Origin of the sequence: Sphingomonas sp. 22R3R2A-7 (assembly GCF_036856055.1) — a bacterium.
In the GTDB taxonomy this organism is placed as follows: Bacteria; Pseudomonadota; Alphaproteobacteria; order Sphingomonadales; family Sphingomonadaceae; genus Sphingomonas.
Genome location: NZ_JASPFR010000001.1, coordinates 1,627,585 through 1,642,602 on the forward strand (window position 1 = coordinate 1,627,585; position 15,018 = coordinate 1,642,602).

13 protein-coding genes are annotated in these 15,018 nt (G+C 67.3%); 3 read left to right on the forward strand and 10 right to left on the reverse strand.

All coding sequences use genetic code 11. The features are described from left to right. Positions 1-15: 15 nt before the first annotated feature. From QP165_RS07755 to QP165_RS07765, 3 genes are all read right to left on the reverse strand, one after another. Entirely contained in the window at positions 16-1,056 is a 1,041-nt protein-coding gene (locus tag QP165_RS07755; RefSeq protein WP_333994940.1) for a Brp/Blh family beta-carotene 15,15'-dioxygenase, read from the reverse strand. Then, entirely contained in the window at positions 1,046-1,813 is a 768-nt protein-coding gene (locus QP165_RS07760; RefSeq protein ID WP_056016907.1) for a bacteriorhodopsin-like, read from the reverse strand. The genes QP165_RS07755 and QP165_RS07760 overlap by 11 nt, the downstream gene beginning before the upstream one ends. 251 nt (positions 1,814-2,064) lie before the next feature. Next, the gene (locus QP165_RS07765; protein ID WP_333996978.1) at positions 2,065-2,688 is read right to left on the reverse strand and encodes a LuxR C-terminal-related transcriptional regulator; all 624 of its coding nucleotides are present in this window, start codon (positions 2,686-2,688) and stop codon (positions 2,065-2,067) included. A 441-nt stretch (positions 2,689-3,129) separates the two neighbouring features. On the opposite strand from QP165_RS07765, the gene QP165_RS07770 reads away from it, so the two are divergent. Further along, a complete protein-coding gene (locus tag QP165_RS07770) occupies positions 3,130-3,681 on the forward strand; it encodes a metallophosphoesterase (RefSeq protein WP_333994942.1) in 552 nt (183 codons plus the stop codon). A gap of 10 nt (positions 3,682-3,691) precedes the next feature. On the opposite strand, the gene QP165_RS07775 is transcribed toward QP165_RS07770, so the two are convergent. Beyond that, entirely contained in the window at positions 3,692-4,720 is a 1,029-nt protein-coding gene (locus QP165_RS07775; protein ID WP_333994944.1) for a YncE family protein, read from the reverse strand. A 159-nt stretch (positions 4,721-4,879) separates the two neighbouring features. Here QP165_RS07775 and QP165_RS07780 point away from each other — a divergent pair, with 159 nt between their 5' ends. Further along, positions 4,880-5,659 (forward strand): SDR family NAD(P)-dependent oxidoreductase, encoded by a 780-nt coding sequence (locus QP165_RS07780; protein ID WP_333994946.1) that lies wholly within the window; start codon positions 4,880-4,882, stop codon positions 5,657-5,659. A 38-nt stretch (positions 5,660-5,697) separates the two neighbouring features. After that, complete coding sequence (locus QP165_RS07785; protein ID WP_333994949.1) at positions 5,698-5,976, forward strand: hypothetical protein; 279 nt, start codon at positions 5,698-5,700, stop codon at positions 5,974-5,976. On the opposite strand, the gene QP165_RS07790 is transcribed toward QP165_RS07785, so the two are convergent. The 6 genes from QP165_RS07790 to QP165_RS07815 form a co-directional block, all read right to left on the reverse strand. Further along, complete coding sequence (locus QP165_RS07790; RefSeq protein WP_333994950.1) at positions 5,952-7,244, reverse strand: glycoside hydrolase family 92 protein; 1,293 nt, start codon at positions 7,242-7,244, stop codon at positions 5,952-5,954. The two genes, QP165_RS07785 and QP165_RS07790, sit on opposite strands and share 25 nt — an antisense overlap. Continuing rightward, a complete protein-coding gene (locus tag QP165_RS07795) occupies positions 7,244-8,350 on the reverse strand; it encodes a glycoside hydrolase domain-containing protein (RefSeq protein ID WP_333994952.1) in 1,107 nt (368 codons plus the stop codon). The genes QP165_RS07790 and QP165_RS07795 overlap by 1 nt, the downstream gene beginning before the upstream one ends. A 156-nt stretch (positions 8,351-8,506) precedes the next feature. Continuing rightward, entirely contained in the window at positions 8,507-9,859 is a 1,353-nt protein-coding gene (locus QP165_RS07800) for a sugar porter family MFS transporter (protein WP_333994955.1), read from the reverse strand. 139 nt (positions 9,860-9,998) lie between these two features. Continuing rightward, the gene (locus tag QP165_RS07805; protein ID WP_333996979.1) at positions 9,999-11,036 is read right to left on the reverse strand and encodes a zinc-dependent alcohol dehydrogenase; all 1,038 of its coding nucleotides are present in this window, start codon (positions 11,034-11,036) and stop codon (positions 9,999-10,001) included. A 23-nt stretch (positions 11,037-11,059) separates the two neighbouring features. Further along, the gene (locus QP165_RS07810; RefSeq protein WP_333994956.1) at positions 11,060-11,746 is read right to left on the reverse strand and encodes an NAD(P)H-dependent oxidoreductase; all 687 of its coding nucleotides are present in this window, start codon (positions 11,744-11,746) and stop codon (positions 11,060-11,062) included. Positions 11,747-11,980: 234 nt separating this feature from the next. Then, positions 11,981-14,857 carry a TonB-dependent receptor gene (locus QP165_RS07815; RefSeq protein WP_333994958.1) on the reverse strand — a complete coding sequence of 959 codons (2,877 nt, stop codon included), beginning with the start codon at positions 14,855-14,857 and terminating at the stop codon, positions 11,981-11,983. Positions 14,858-15,018: the final 161 nt, after the last annotated feature.

Genomic DNA, 15,018 nt, shown 5'->3' on the forward strand with positions numbered 1-15,018 from the left:
GCGGCGTCCGGACGTTCACGGCGCCGCGGTCTGGTCCTCAGCGCAGCACGCGACGGCCAGCCGCCGTTCGAGCCAGCGCGACAGCAGCAGATGCGGGACCGCCACCGACGCCAGCAACTGGAACGCCTGCGCCCCGAAGCTCGGGTCGAACCGCGACGGTGCGATGACGCGCACGCCCCACCAGCCGAGGATCGCGACGCCGGACAGCAGCGCCCCCGTCCCGATCCACCGCGCGCGCGTCATGTCGCGCAACAGCACGCGCGTCTGCGCGAGGTGCCGCGGCGAATGGAGGAAGACGAAGAACAGCGCGAACCCCGCGACCGGCGGCAACACGATCAGCAGACCCAGACACACCGCCATCGCGCTCGCCCAGTGCCGGCTCCCCTGCCGCCATGCCAGCGCGATCCCGACCAGCGTCACCAGCAGCGCGACCGGCGCGATTGCCGTGACGATCCGGGCCACCACCGCCGCGCGCGGATCGCTCATCGCGACGAACACGGCCGATACCGCGGACGGATGCCCGATCGTCGCCGCGCCGATCACCGCCGCACCCGCCGCCACGCGCAACAAGGGCTCTTCGAGCATCGCCCAGTCCTCGCCGAAATGCACCGCGGCAACCGCGAGGAACAGGACCAGCGCCACCAAGGGCACGGTCAACCACAGCGACACCATCAGCAGCGCGGTCGCGACATAGCCCCCGACCACCAGTCCGACGCGCAGCAATCCGTCGCCCGTCAATCCGCCGCGCGCCAAGCCGACTCGCGACCGGTCCAGCGCGACCGCGCGCCGCAACAGCGCGATATCATAAGCGCCGTGCGGCAGCCCGCCGCCGATGAACACGATCGTCGCCGCCACGACCGCGGCCGGCTGTCCGAGCGGCAGCCCGAGCAGCGTCGCCACGATCAGCGCCGCCGCCGCGACCCAATAGGCCGGATAGACGACATCACCGCGCCCGGACGGGGCACGGTGACGGGATGACGCGCGTCGGTCCGATGACGCGCGTCGTTCGGATGACGGGCGGGGATGCGCAACGATCGTCACGGCATCACACGGCATAGCCCTTGTGCGCATCGGCCTCCGCCTCCGACTTGCGGACCGCGATCAGGAAGATCAGGATGCCCAGACCCGCCTTGGCGACGATATCCGCGATCGTGTAGCCGATCTGGATCGTCGTGGTGACGGTGCCGCCGGTCAGCCCGGCATAGGGCGCCATGTACACGATCGGGTAGAACCCCCATGACGCGAAGGTCAGCAGCCGGGCCTTGCGCACGAGCCCTTGCGCGGCGACGGGCTGGTCGGCGATCGACTTGCCCAGCCCGCTGAACAGCTCCCACACGATATACACGAACGGGATCGACGACAGCGTGCCCCACAGGACGCGCGTCGGAATATCCGCCGAGATCTCGCCCGGATAGCCCAGCACGATCATCAGCGCGGCGGCCGACCCCAGCCGCACCGCCTTCGAGCTGGTCTCCTCGCGCGACAGCCGCATCACCAGCACCAGTTCGATCAGCAGCAGCGGCACGGTCAGCAGCCAGTCGACGTAGCGATACGCATCGTTGAACGCAAACGGCGTCGCCGTGACGACGCCGTTGCCGAAACTGTACGCGGCGATCCAGCTCTCGAAGATGCGGTAATAATGATAGGCGGCGATTCCCGTGACGAGGCCCGAGATGGTCAGCGCGGTCCGATACGCCGGCGCGACCTGCGACCGGCTCAGCCACAGAAACGCCGTTGCCGCCGCCATCGTCGCGAAGGTGAAGGAAAACGCGTTGTAGATCAGCGAATATTGAAAGGGTGTCACGATATCCATTGGAGCCTCCGTCGCATTGATCCGCGGCACGAGTGCGCCGGGCAGCCTGACGCGGGATGTCGCCCAACGATCATGAGGCGCCCTCCATCCCCCGGTACAGCGTCACACCGCGCTGGATGGGAGCGGGTTCTCCCAGCCGCAGATCGCATGGCCCAGGGGCCACGACACCGCCGTTGTGACGACCAGCCTTGCGTAGAAGGCACCGGGATCGCGGGCGATACGGACTTTGTGCCGTATCCCAGCGCGCGCGCCTAAAGCCCCGCCTCGACCGCCAGCCGGATGAGGTCCGCCGTCGTGTGCAATCCGAGCCGGTTCATCAGGATCGCGCGGTGCATCTTGACGGTCTTTTCCGCCAGATCAAGTTCCGCCGCGATCTGCTTGTTGAGCAGGCCGTTCGCGACGAGCTGGAGCACCTGGCCCTGTCGCGGCGACAGCGCCTTGACCATTTCCGCCGCACGGATGCGCCGCATGCTCGACGACGTCGCCGCTTCGGGCGCAATCTCGAGTTGCACGCCGAGGAAATACAGCAGCGCGTCATGCGTGTCATAGATCGGTGCGACCATGACGGCGTTGCGGAACGGCTCGCCACTGCGCTTGTAGTTCAGGATCTCGACGAGAACCGGACGATGCTCGCGCACGCCGCGCCGGATTTCTTCGGTCAGCCACGGCTCGGTCGCCGGACCCGAGAGGAACCGGCAGTTGCGCCCGACCACATACTCCGCCGGATAGCCGGTCAGGTCGCAGAAGGCGGTATTGCAGGCGATGATCGGGTTGTCCGGCAACCGCGGATCGCTGATGACACAGGAAATCGGACTATCGGCGACCAGACGGAAATGACGATCCTGTTCGGGAAAGACTTCGGCCTGTTCTGCCATATCACCCGCCTCCCCGATTCCCGTCGCCATGCATACCGTCGTTGGAAGATCGTGGCACTCGAATTATCGCGGCACCAAGGACAGTTTTCGGACCACCATGAATATTACCACCTTTACATTCGCGCAGCAGCGAGAATTCTCCATGCCCGGGTGTAGTCGGCAGTTCCCGACGACCGACGGCCAGATAGACCGACGCAACACAGGTTATAAAATGTGAATTGATATAAATCAGGCTGCGTCTGCTGCAGCCCTTCCCGCCGACCCTGCGCCCGACGAACGCGAGGACGATGCTCGCCCCGCCATCGCGGTACGACGCGGGGACGGACGCCACGACACACCCTCGCAATGCCATCCGCCATCCGACGCGCCGTCCGCCCCGGGCGCGCACGCCGAAACACCCGGTCGCGCCGAACCTTTGTCGCCGGTGGCCGTTGACGGACGATGGCAGAACCGGCGGCGCAGCAGGCGCAGGCGCGCGTATTCTTCACCGCCGACACGCATTTCGGCGACCACCGCACGATCAACATTTCGCGCCGGCCGTTCGCGACCGTTGCCGAGATGGACGAGGCGCTCGTCGCACGCTGGAACGCCGCGATCGGCCCGGATGACGTGGTCTGGCATCTCGGCGACGTCGCGCGACGACCGGCGGACGTCGCCGGGCTGCTCGCACGGCTCAACGGCACCAAGCATCTGCTCCGCGGCAACAACGATCCCGACGCGACGCTCGCGGCACCCGGGTGGGCGAGCGTCGCCGATTATGCCGAAATCGAGCTGGACGGTAGGCTGCTCATTCTGTGCCATTACCCGTTCCGAAGCTGGAACGGACAGCACCGCGGCGCGATCAACCTGCACGGCCACAGCCATGGGCGGCTGAAACCGGTGACGCGCCAGTTCGACGTCGGCGTCGACGCGAACGGCTATGCGCCGATCCTGCTCGACCAGCTGCTCGCCCCCGCTGATCGCGCGCCGTCACGATGCCGGCGTCCCGCGTAGACCTTGCCGGCTAGACGACGATCGCGGCGTCGGGCGCGGATCCCGTGGCGAACGCCCCTGCGATCGCCCATGTGCGCAGATCGACGCGCACGACCCTGTCGTTTTCTAGCGAGGCATAGAGCATGTCGCCTGCAAGGTTCAGCCCCGGCGCCCCCGCCTCGAGGGCAAGCCGGTCCGTCTCGGCGAGCGTGACCGGATCGAGCCGCGACAGGCTCTTGTCCGCCACGTTCGACACGATCAGCCGGCCATCCGCCTGCGTCACGATACGGACCGCCTCACCGCGCATCGATCGCCGCGCGCGCGTCTCGAGCGTGTCGGCATCGAGCGCGTGGATGATTCCGCCGGGGCGATCGATGACGTAGAGCGTCCGCTCGTCCGCGCTCAGCGTCATCGCCTCGGGCGCGGTGCCGATCCGTTTGCGCACCGGCGCGACGCCCATGTCCTCGGGATCGACCATGATGACCGCGCCGCTCAGCGTGTCGGCGACATAGCAGCGCGTGCCGTCGCGCCGGATGACGAGGTAATGGCTGCGCGCGCCGCCCACCGGGATCAGCCGCGACGGCGCGTCGTCCCGCACGGGATCGTCGAAGCGCGCGAGCATGCTGTCGGTCTCCGACAGGACATAGAGCCGCCCCCGCGCGTCGATCCGGACCGCGTGCAGACGACCGAACGGCGACAGGTCGATCGTCCGCACGAGCGCACGCCGGTGTAGGTCGATGACCCAGACCTTGCTCCCGCCCGCGCCGGGCGCCTTCCAGCTTTCGACCCCGTAATGGCCGACATAGGCAAAGCGCCGTGCCGCGTCCGCCGCGATCTCGTGCGGCTGCGTGCCGAGCGACAGCGCGGCGACCCGCCGGCCGTCGGGGAGCGCGTAAAAGGCGATACGCCCCGCGGACTTCTCGATCAGCGCCAGCACGTCTCCGCGCGGTCCGCTCGGTTGCCCAGCCGCCTGCCCCACCGCGCGCGCGCCAAGCGCAAGCGTCGCGACCGCACTCCCGGCAAGCAGCCACAATCCCTGCCGTCGATCGATACTGGACATGATGTCTTCCTTCACCATCTGAAGCGATGAACGCCGGGGCGGTTCCGGAAACGACCGCCCGTGCAGCCAGCGGTCGATGGCAAGCGCGCCGCGCGGCTTTCCGCCTCCCCGTTCGTTCGCACGACACAGCGCCCGCGCACAGCAACAGGACCACGCCCCATGCAGATCGATCTCACCGGCAAACGCGCCATCGTCACCGGCTCCACCGAAGGCATCGGGTTCGCGATCGCCAAGGGGCTCGCCGACGCAGGCGCGACCGTGGTCGTCAACGGCCGCACGCAGGCGAAGGTCGATGCCGCGGTCGCGGGGATCGGCGGCGCCACGCGCGGCGTCGTCGCCGATCTCGGCGATGCCGCGGGTCACGACGCGTTGCTTGCGGCCGAACCCAGGGCCGACATCGTCGTCAGCAATCTCGGCATCTTCCAGCCCGCGGACTTCTTCGAAACCGACGACGCGACGTGGGACCGCCACTGGCAGATCAACGTGATGGCGGGCGTCCGCCTCGCGCGCAGCTATCTGCCCGGCATGGAAAAGGCGGGATGGGGCCGGTTCGTGCTGCTCGCGTCCGAGTCCGCGTTCAACATCCCGGTCGAGATGATCCATTACGGCGTCAGCAAGACCGCCGACGTCGCGCTCGCGCGCGGCCTCGCCAAGCGGATGGCGGGTACCGGGGTGACGGTGAATTCGGTGCTGCCCGGCCCGACGCTGTCCGAAGGCGTCGCGACGATGCTCGAGGACGAGCGTGCAAAGGGCGATCGCGCGATCGAGGACGTCGCCGCCGACTTCGTCACGGCGCATCGCTCGGGCTCGCTCATCCGCCGCGCCGCGACCGTCGAGGAAGTGGCGAACATGGTCGTCTATCTCGCCTCGCCGCTTGCCTCGGCGACCACCGGCGCGGCGCTACGCGTCGATGGCGGCATCATCGACACGCTGATGTAAGGCACTGGGATGTAAGCGCGGGATGTAGGGACAGGACCATGAGCGCGGACGACATGAAAGCCTTCATCGCCGCGCTGGACCGGCTCCCGACCGGATATGGCGAGGGATCGTATCGCGGCGTCCGCTGGGGCGCGACGCTGTCGGTCTCGGCCGATGCCAAACGCCGCTGGCTCTGGGGCGAGGCGTTGGACGGCAGCTTCACGGTCAGTTTCAACCTCTACATGCTCGCCGCCGGTCCCGCGCTGCGACCGTGCGAGATGCCCGCCGCGGACGTGATCGCGTTCGTGCTCGGCTACATCCCCGACGCCGCGGCCTGACCCTTCGCAATGCTGTCGACACCGGCGGCGGAGACGGTCGCACGCGTCGCCGATGGTGGCGCGTCGGCGGCAGCACTCCCCCACGCGGTGTTGGGCTTCGGCCCCATCACCAGCGCCAGCGTCGCCCCGTCGCGGATGTCCGCGTGACTGAACCACGGCTTCGTCCACGGGCGGCCGTTGAGCGTCGCGGACTGGATATACATGTTGGCCGCCGAGGTGTTGCGCGCGACGATCTCGAGCATTTTCCCGTTGCCCATCGTCAGCCGCACCCGGTCGAAGATCGGGCTGCCGATGATGTACGCCGGCGTCGAGGGATCGACCGGGTAGAATCCCATCGCGCTCAGCGCGTACCAGGACGAGGTCGATCCCTGGTCGTCCATGCCGGGATAGCCATAGCCCGCGGCATCGCTGCCATAGAGGTCCGCGAGCACGCGGCGGACGAGCGCCTGCGTCTTCCACGGCTGCCCGCTCCAGGCATAGAGATACGGCGCATGCTGGTCGGGCTGGTTGCCCTGGACATATTGGCCGATCAGCCCGGTACAGTCGCGGCAGATGCCCTTTGGCGCATAAGGCGTGGTGAAGAACGCATCGAGCTTCGCGTTGAACGCCGCGCGTCCGCCAAGCGCACCGATGAGTCCGTTCACGTCGTGCGGCACCAGCCACAGGTTCGACCAGCCCGACGCCTCCTTGCTCGCGAAGTTGTAATAGGGCTCGCCCGGGTCGAACGGCGCGATCCAGTTCCCATCCGCGGTGCGCCCGCGCATGAACCCGATCGACCGGTCGAACACGTTGCGCCAGTTCGCCCCCCGCCTGGCGAAGAACGCCGCGTCGTCGGTCTTGCCGAGCCGGCGCGCCAGTTGCGCGAGTGCGTGGTCGTCCCAGGCATATTCGAGCGTCTTGTCCATCCCCGCCTTGCCACCCGCATAAGGCGGGCTGGGATTACCCGCGGGCACGATGTCGGAGATCCAGCCCTTGCTTGCATATTCCGCGAGATACCCGCGCGGCCCGTTCACGTCCGTCGCGTTCTTGCGCAGATAGGCATAGGCGTCGGCATAATCGAAGCGGATGCCGCGCTCCATCGCGCCCAGGTACATCAGCACCGCATGATCGCCGTGGAACGAGGTGTTCATATACCCGCGTTCGCGCGCGGTCTCGAGCTCGGAGCGCATCGTCGCCGCGACCAGATCGGGCGCGACGAGTTCCAGCAGCGTCAGCTGGTTGCGCGCGGTATCCCAGTACGGCACCGGGCTGTAGCGGTCATACGCCATCACCGACGCCCCCCGCCTTGCCGCATCAGCCGTTCCCCCTTGCGCGCGATCAGCCGCGGACTCGCGAAGGACTGGAACAGCGTCGAATAGAAGAGCTGGCGCTGGCGCGGCGTGCCGCCGGTTACCTTTACCTTGTCGAGCAGCTGCGCCCAGGCGGCACGCGCGGCCCCGCGGACGCCCGCGAAATCCCAGCCCGGCTGTTCGGACCGCAGCCGAGCCTCCGCCTCGGCATAGCTGTGGCCATGCGCCACCTTGACGAGCACCGTCTCGCCGCGCTGCGCCGCGAAATCGAGATAGCCGCCGGCATAGCTGCCAGCGACGCTGCGGCGTTTCGCCTCGACGTCCTTGTCGCCGATGCCCCATGCCGCACCGTCGCCGGGCGCCTTGCGGAAGGTACCGAAGCCGCTGAACGGCCGTGAGAATTCGGCAACGAAATAGGGGCCGTCGGCGGTCTCGCGATCGCCCTGCGGTGCCGACAGACCGCGGATCACATGGTCGCCCACCACCTCGATCGTACCGCCCGCACGCGGCAGGTTGACCAGCACCGCGGCACGATCGGTCTTGGGAAAGGCGAACTTCATCAGCCCGCTCAGGCGCGTCGCGGTCAGCTCGACCACGGTCCCGCCGTCCAGCGCGACCGAATAATAACCGGGCGCCGCCGTCTCGCGCGTCTTGTCGTAATGGACCTGCGTATAGGCCGGCGGGACGGTCCAGTCGCCGACCACGGGCATGAAGAGGGGCTTGGCACGCCCGCCATAGGTCGGCCCGCCGCCCGCGGTGAAGCCGATCATCGTCGCGTTCGGATAATGATAGGGTGTCGGGACGCCGAACGGATAGTTCAGCTCGATGTTGACGTTGACCGGCGCGACCTCGACGCCGCTGTGCGGCACGCGCGCACCGGGCGACGTCTGCCCCGAATAGGCCGGCTCGCCCGGCGGCGGCGCGTTGCCGAGCAGATCGGCGCGGTCGAGCGGCGCGGTCCCGACGAGCGGGTTGGCTTCATCGACGGGTTCGCGGATGCCCCGGCCGGACTGCGCACCCGCGGCCACCGCGATCAGCGCGCCGCCGACCAGGAGGAGAACTCGGCAGGGACCGGAACGGATCATGGCGCGCGCCTCTCGTGTTTCGAGGGCGATGCCCCTCTCCCGTCGCGGCGTGCCCCGTCTCGATCGCGGAGCATCGCAGCGACCCGAGGATCAAATAAGAAAAGCAATTTGTCAAATATGAACCGCCACGCCGCGCCGGCCCCGCGTTCCGCCGTCTCAGTGCCCCCGCGCCAGATCCATGTCCTCGAGCGCGATCCCGTTCGTCTCGGGCATGACTTTCCAGACCCACAGGAACTGGAGCAGCATCATCGCGCCGAAAAACGCGAACACCCAACCGCCAAGACGCGCGGCGAAGACGGGGAATGCCCAGGTGATCGCCGCCGCCATCACCCAGTGCGTCGTGCTGCCGAGCGCCTGGCCCTTGCCGCGAACCGCGCTCGGGAACACCTCGGAGATGAACACCCAGATCACCGCGCCCTGCGACACCGCGAAGGCGGCGATGAAGCCGAGCAGCCCGATCAGCACCAGCGTCCCGTCGGGACGGTCGCCGGCGAGTTGCACGCCGACGAGGAACAGCGCCGCGGCGGTCAGCACCGACCCCATGTACAACAACGGCCTGCGGCCGAACCGGTCGATCAGGAACAGCGCGAGGATCGTGAAGACGAGGTTCGTCCCACCAACCGCGATCGACTGGAGCAACGCGGAATCGGCGCCCGCGCCCGCCAGCTCGAAGATCCGCGGCGCATAATAGAGCAGCGCGTTGATCCCCGAGAGCTGGTTGAACATCGCGATCGCGATCGCGCACGTCACGGGTACCGAATAGGCGCGCTGGAACAGCCGTGGCGCCGACGCCGCGGCGGTCCGGGTCGCCGCCGCGTGCATCTTCGCGACCTCGCCGGCGGGGTTCGCAAAGCCGAGCCGCGTCATCACCGCGCGCGCTTCCTCGTCGCGCCGCTTCCCGACCAGCCAGCGCGGACTGTCGGGCAGCAGGAACGTCACCGCGAGAAACAGCACCGACGGCACCGCGACGATCCCGAACATCCACCGCCACGCGGTATCGGCGGGGATCAGCCCGGCGATGATGTAGTTGGACAGGAAGGCCAGCACGATCCCGAGCACGATGTTGAGCTGGTTGAGCGCGACCAGCCGACCCCGGAACCGCGCGGGCGACACCTCGGCGATATAGACCGGCGTGACCACCGACGCCGCGCCGATCGCCAGACCGCCGAGAAAGCGGAACGCCAGCAGCACAGCCCAGCCCGGCGCCAGCCCGGTTCCCAGCGACGAGACGACATAGGCGATCGCCACCGCCAGCAGCATCGGCTTGCGCCCGAACCGGTCGGCAGGCGCGCCTGCGCACAGCGACCCGATCACCGTACCGATCAGCGCCGATGCGACCGTGAAGCCGAGCGCGCCGTCGCTCAGCACGAATTGGCTCTGCAACGCGGCCGTCGTTCCGGAAATGACCGCCGTGTCGAACCCGAACAACAGACCACCAAGCGCCGCGCCGGCCGCGCTCAGGATCATCGCCAGCGTCACACGGCTTTCGGCCGCCGGATAGTCATGCATGCATCGCGCTTTCGTTCGGATGGGAGGCCTGCCGCCATGCTAGCCGGTTGATTCTCCGTTGTCGCATGGCGAACGACCCCGCCCCCCCGCCCGCCCGGCCGCACGCATCGATGGTCCCCTGGCACGACGATGATCGGGGTCAGCTCGGGCTTCCTAAATCGAGGACGACGCGCGCGGCGACGTTACCGTGGTCGAGCCGGTCGAACACGGCGTTGATCGCCGACAGCGGCTGGCGTTCGATCTCGGCCCTGACCTTGCCGTCAGCGGCAAAGGCGAGCGCTTCGGCCATGTCCTTCCGCGTGCCGACGAACGACCCGCGGACCGTGATGCAGGCCGCCACGACGTCGAACAGCGGCAGCGGAAAGTCGCCCGGCGGCAGCCCGACGAGCACGCACGTGCCATGCCGCCGCGTCATCGCGACGCCCTGATCGAACGCGGCGAGCGACGGCGCGGTGATGAGCACGCCGTGCGCGCCCCCGCCGGTGACGGCCTTGAGCGCGCCGACCGGATCATCCCCCCGCGCATCGACCAGCGCTTCGGCACCGAGCGCCCTCGCATGCGCCAGCTTGCCGTCATCGACGTCGACCGCACAGACGCGCAGCCCCATCGCGCGGGCATATTGGACCGCAAGGTGCCCGAGCCCGCCGATCCCCGAGATCGCGACCCATTCGCCGGGCCTCGCGCCGGTCTCCTTGAGCCCCTTGTAGGTCGTCACACCCGCACAGATGATCGGCGCGGCGTCGATCGCCGACAGCCCGTCGGGAATCCGCGCGACATAGTTCGGGTCCGCCAGGATATACTCGGCAAAGCCACCGTTGCGCGTGTAGCCGGTGAACGCGATGTCGGGGCAGACGGTCTCCCACGCCGACAGGCAATATTCGCAGTGCCCGCACGCCGAATACATCCACGGCACGCCGACCCGGTCGCCGAGCGCCACGATGGTGACGCCCGCACCGACCGCAACGACGACGCCGATCCCTTCATGCCCCGGGATGAACGGCGGGACCGGCTTGACCGGCCAGTCGCCGCGGGCGGCGTGCAGATCGGTATGGCACACCCCGCACGCCTCGGTTTTGACGAGGATCTGGCCGGGGCCGGCCGACGGCGTGTCGCATTCGCGAAGGACGAGCGGCTGGCCGAAGGCCTCGACGACGGCAGCCATCATCATGCGCGGCACCACGGGTGCGGTCCGGGGCAGCGTCACTGCGTCACCTGCCGTACGAGGTCGGGATCGTGCATCAGCGCCTCGTCGCCGAACGCGACCTGCGCGCAGCTGCGCCGCGCCTGCGTCTGCACGTCGCGCAGACAGACGTCGGCGGCGTGGCGGCTTAGATCCGGGGTGATGTGATCGAAGCGTCGGTGCTCGTGCGACTGCATGCCGAACGCATGGACCAGATACGCGTCGAGCACGCTTCGCAGCCCCTGCTCCTGCCCTTCCTCCTCGAGCCAGACGTTCGACAAGGCGGCCGTCGTGAAACTCAGCAGGCGTTTGCGACCGAGCAGCGGGTCGCGCACCTGCCGCCGCACGGCTTCGGGTGTCACGCCGGCGCCGAAGACGCGTTCGATATAGCCCTTCATCATCGCCGGCGGCGACCCGAACCAGATCGGATAGATCAGTACGAACAGGTCGCACCCGGCCAGCAGCTCGCGCTCGGCGGTCACCTCGGGCGCCCGCCGCGGGTCGGCAAGCGTCGGCCGCTCGTCCGCCTTGAGGACCGGATCGAACCGCATCGCATAGAGATCGCGCAGCACGACGTCCTGCCCGGCGGCGCGCACCGCGTCGCAATAGCGCGCGGCGATGGCATGGTTGAAGCTGTGCGGATCGGGATGACACAGGATGACGGCATGTCGCCCGCCCCTGCCCGGGGCCTGCTCGTCTACGCTCATCATGCTGTCCGATCATCCGTGCGGTGCAAGGAAATACCGGAATACGCGCGCAGCGGATGCGCGAAGACCCTCGGAAACTACGCAATGCGGTTGCGCCGCGGTCAGGCCGCCGGCGGGGGACCAGTTCGTCCGGGATCGACGACGAATGTGGCGATCATTGCGATCATGACGCGACCCCGGCAAGCCGGCGGTCGGGCGTCACGGTCGGCCTGACCGCCGCGACGCCGCCCCGCGTCAGACCATCAGAACTTCGCGCGGATGCCGAAATTGTAGCGGCTTCCCGTTTCCTGCAGCAGCAGGAAGCGCTCCTCGATCGCCGACCATTCGTGGATTCTGACGGTTGAGGACGTTCACGCCCTGAACATAGACCTGGAAATTGGGCGTGACATCATAGCCCACGTTGAAATCGAGCTGGCCATAGGCCGACCGGTTCCGCGGCCGCGACTGATCGGACCGGCAGGCGCGCAGATAATCGGAGCGCCAATTGTACGAGGTCCGCGCCGAGACGCCGTATTTCTCGTAGAACACGCTGCCGTTCGCCGAATGCGGTGAAAGCCCGTTATAGCCGCAGTCGTAATCGCTGAGCGAGATGTCGCGATTGGCCTTGCTCTCGACATAGGTGTAGTTGCCGGCGACGCCGAAACCCGATGCGAAGCCCGGAAGCCAGTCGAGTGCATATTGCGCGCCGATCTCGACGCCGCGGATATAGCCCGACTGGCCGTTGCGCGTGCGCGTATCCTGGAACGTCCGCCCGAAGCGCTGCACCGGCAGCGTCTGCAGCTCGAGGAAGTCGCTCAGGTCCTTGTAGAACCCGCCCACGCTGATGTAGCTGACCGCGGACAAATACCATTCGAGCGACAGATCGTAATTGTTCGACTTGAACGGCGCGAGCGACGGGTTGCCGCCCGAGGAGAGCGGGACGGAGACGCGACCGCCAAAGCTGTTGTCGACGCCAAGGTCGGTCAGCGTCGGCCGGGTGATCATCTGCGAGAACGCGGCACGCGCCAGCAGCTTTTCGGTCAGATTGTACCGGATGTTGGCCGATGGCAGCGCGTTGACGTAACTGTTGCGCACCGTCACCGGCGTCGAGGGACCAAAGGTATATTGCAGCGTGTCGTCGCCGGGCGTCGTCGCGATGCCGATGACGGGAAGGTCGAACCCGCGCGACATGGTCTGCGTGCGGATCACGCGGACGCCGGCATTGCCGCTCCAGTTCTCGCCGCCGAACTGCATCGAGATATAGCCGGCGAGCAGCTTCTCATCGACATTCGACAGCGACCCCAGATTCTCGCGCACGCCGTAGGGCCCGCCTGGCAGTGCCAGCAGCCGCGCCGCCTCGGCGGCCTGCTCGGCGGCGGTGCGGCCCTGACGTGGCCTGGCCAGGTTCGTCGGGTCCGACAGGAACGCGATGATCGCCTTGGGGTCGTAGGTGATGAACCCCGCGGGCGCGTTCTGGCTGCCCGAGACGCCCGACAGGAAATCGTCGAGCTGGAACGGGCTCAGCAACGACGGGTCGATCGGAATGTCGTAGCCGCAATAGGCGCAGCCGCCGTCCGTATTGTTCCGGAACCGGCGCAGCTTGTTGCGCTCCGAATAGGAGAAGCCGATCTTCACCGCCTGCAGGACGCTGTCCCGCACCTTGAAGTCGCTGTCGATATGGTATTCCGACCCCTTGTCGCGGACGGTGTTCATCTCGGCGCCCGTATAATGCGCGCGCATCAGCGACGGATCGGTGATGTTGCCGAAGTTCGACGCGCTCGGCACGTCGTCGCCGGGATTGAGATCGAACCGCGGTGCGGATTGCGCGAGCGAGCCGACGACGACGAAATTGGTCGGGTTGCGCTGTTTCGCACGTGTCGTCGACGCGTCGAACCGGATCTCGGCATCTTCGGTCGGGTTCCATTTGAGGTTCCCGCCGATCTGATAGGTCTGCGTCAGGCGATCGTTGAGATTCACGATATTGTCGTTCTGCGACAGAGAGACGCGCGACGCGAGCAGTGGATTGTTGGCGATGAACTGCGTGCCCGGACGGTTGAAGCCGGTCGCGCTATTCGTGTCGTCGACGGTCAGCCCGATATACGGCGCGGAGTAGAAATTCGCGAAGATGTTGCGGTTCGTATAGACGTTGAACTTCGAATAGATGCCGTCGACGGTCAGCAACAGCGTGTCGGTCAGCTTCGCCTGAAACGCGCCCGCGACGTTGATGCGTTCGCGCCGGTCCTTCTGGCGGACGAACGCCAGGTTCTGCGGTACGTTGACCGAACCCGGCGTCGTCACGATCGCCGCCGGCGTCAGCCCGACCGAGTCCGCGTTGCCGTTGATCACCGACTGCGGGCCGAACAGCCATCCGTCGGTCTGCGTATAGTCGAGCTGGCTCTTGCGGTTGGTATAGGATCCCGACAGCACGATGCCGAGCGTCTTCGCGTCGTTGGTCAGCGAGGTCACCGCCGACAGGTCCGGGCTGAACTTGTCGCGCAGCTTGTCGTAGATCGCCCCGGCCGACGCCGCGACATGGAAGCCGCTCCGCCCGTCGAGCGGCCTTGCCGTGACGATATTGACCGTCGCGCCGATCCCGCCTTCCTGCAGTTCGGGCACGCTCGACTTATAGACGTCGGTCCGCTGGATCATGTTGGACGACAGCACGTCGAACGAGAATTCGCGGCCCGGATTGTCCGTCGCCATCACGCGACCGTTGACGAGCACCGTGTTGAACTCCGGGCCAAGCCCGCGGACCGTGATGAACTGCCCCTCGCCGCCCGAACGGTCGATCGCCACGCCGGTAATGCGCTGGAGTGACTCCGCGATGTTCGCATCGGGAAACTTGCCGACGTCCTCGGCCGAGATGCTGTCGACGATCAGATTGGCTTCGCGCTTCGTCCGTGCCGACGACGTCAGGCTACCGCGGATACCGGTGACGACGATGTCGTCGTTGCTGGTCGTCGTCACGTCGTTCTGGCCGACCTCTGCCGAGGGCGGGGTCGGATCCTGCCCGGCAACCGAAGGGTCCTGCTGGACTGACCCCGGCGTCGGGTCGGTGACCTGTTGCGCGAATGCCGGCACGGCGACGGCAAGCGCCGTCACGAGCAATCCGGCTTTGAACGGTAGCGCCATGCAATCCCCTCCTGTTACGATCGACGTCAACCACCTGCGTAATTATCTTACGTCAATGTGGCCGCGCGGAAACAATGAAAAGGAAATTTGCCTTTGTCCAGCAATCATTCGGAATAATCTTATATATTGCCTTCCGATGACTATAGATCGCGCCGCACTTA

Bases quoted from the DNA above. Each gene is read 5' to 3' on its own strand.
- QP165_RS07755 (WP_333994940.1), bottom strand. From the start codon at position 1,056: ATGCCGTGTGATGCCGTGACGATCGTTGCGCATCCCCGCCCGTCATCC.
- QP165_RS07760 (WP_056016907.1), bottom strand. From the start codon at position 1,813: ATGGATATCGTGACACCCTTTCAATATTCGCTGATCTACAACGCGTTT.
- QP165_RS07765 (WP_333996978.1), bottom strand. From the start codon at position 2,688: ATGGCAGAACAGGCCGAAGTCTTTCCCGAACAGGATCGTCATTTCCGT.
- QP165_RS07770 (WP_333994942.1), top strand. From the start codon at position 3,130: ATGGCAGAACCGGCGGCGCAGCAGGCGCAGGCGCGCGTATTCTTCACC.
- QP165_RS07775 (WP_333994944.1), bottom strand. From the start codon at position 4,720: ATGTCCAGTATCGATCGACGGCAGGGATTGTGGCTGCTTGCCGGGAGT.
- QP165_RS07780 (WP_333994946.1), top strand. From the start codon at position 4,880: ATGCAGATCGATCTCACCGGCAAACGCGCCATCGTCACCGGCTCCACC.
- QP165_RS07785 (WP_333994949.1), top strand. From the start codon at position 5,698: ATGAGCGCGGACGACATGAAAGCCTTCATCGCCGCGCTGGACCGGCTC.
- QP165_RS07790 (WP_333994950.1), bottom strand. From the start codon at position 7,244: ATGGCGTATGACCGCTACAGCCCGGTGCCGTACTGGGATACCGCGCGC.
- QP165_RS07795 (WP_333994952.1), bottom strand. From the start codon at position 8,350: ATGATCCGTTCCGGTCCCTGCCGAGTTCTCCTCCTGGTCGGCGGCGCG.
- QP165_RS07800 (WP_333994955.1), bottom strand. From the start codon at position 9,859: ATGCATGACTATCCGGCGGCCGAAAGCCGTGTGACGCTGGCGATGATC.
- QP165_RS07810 (WP_333994956.1), bottom strand. From the start codon at position 11,746: ATGAGCGTAGACGAGCAGGCCCCGGGCAGGGGCGGGCGACATGCCGTC.
- QP165_RS07815 (WP_333994958.1), bottom strand. From the start codon at position 14,857: ATGGCGCTACCGTTCAAAGCCGGATTGCTCGTGACGGCGCTTGCCGTC.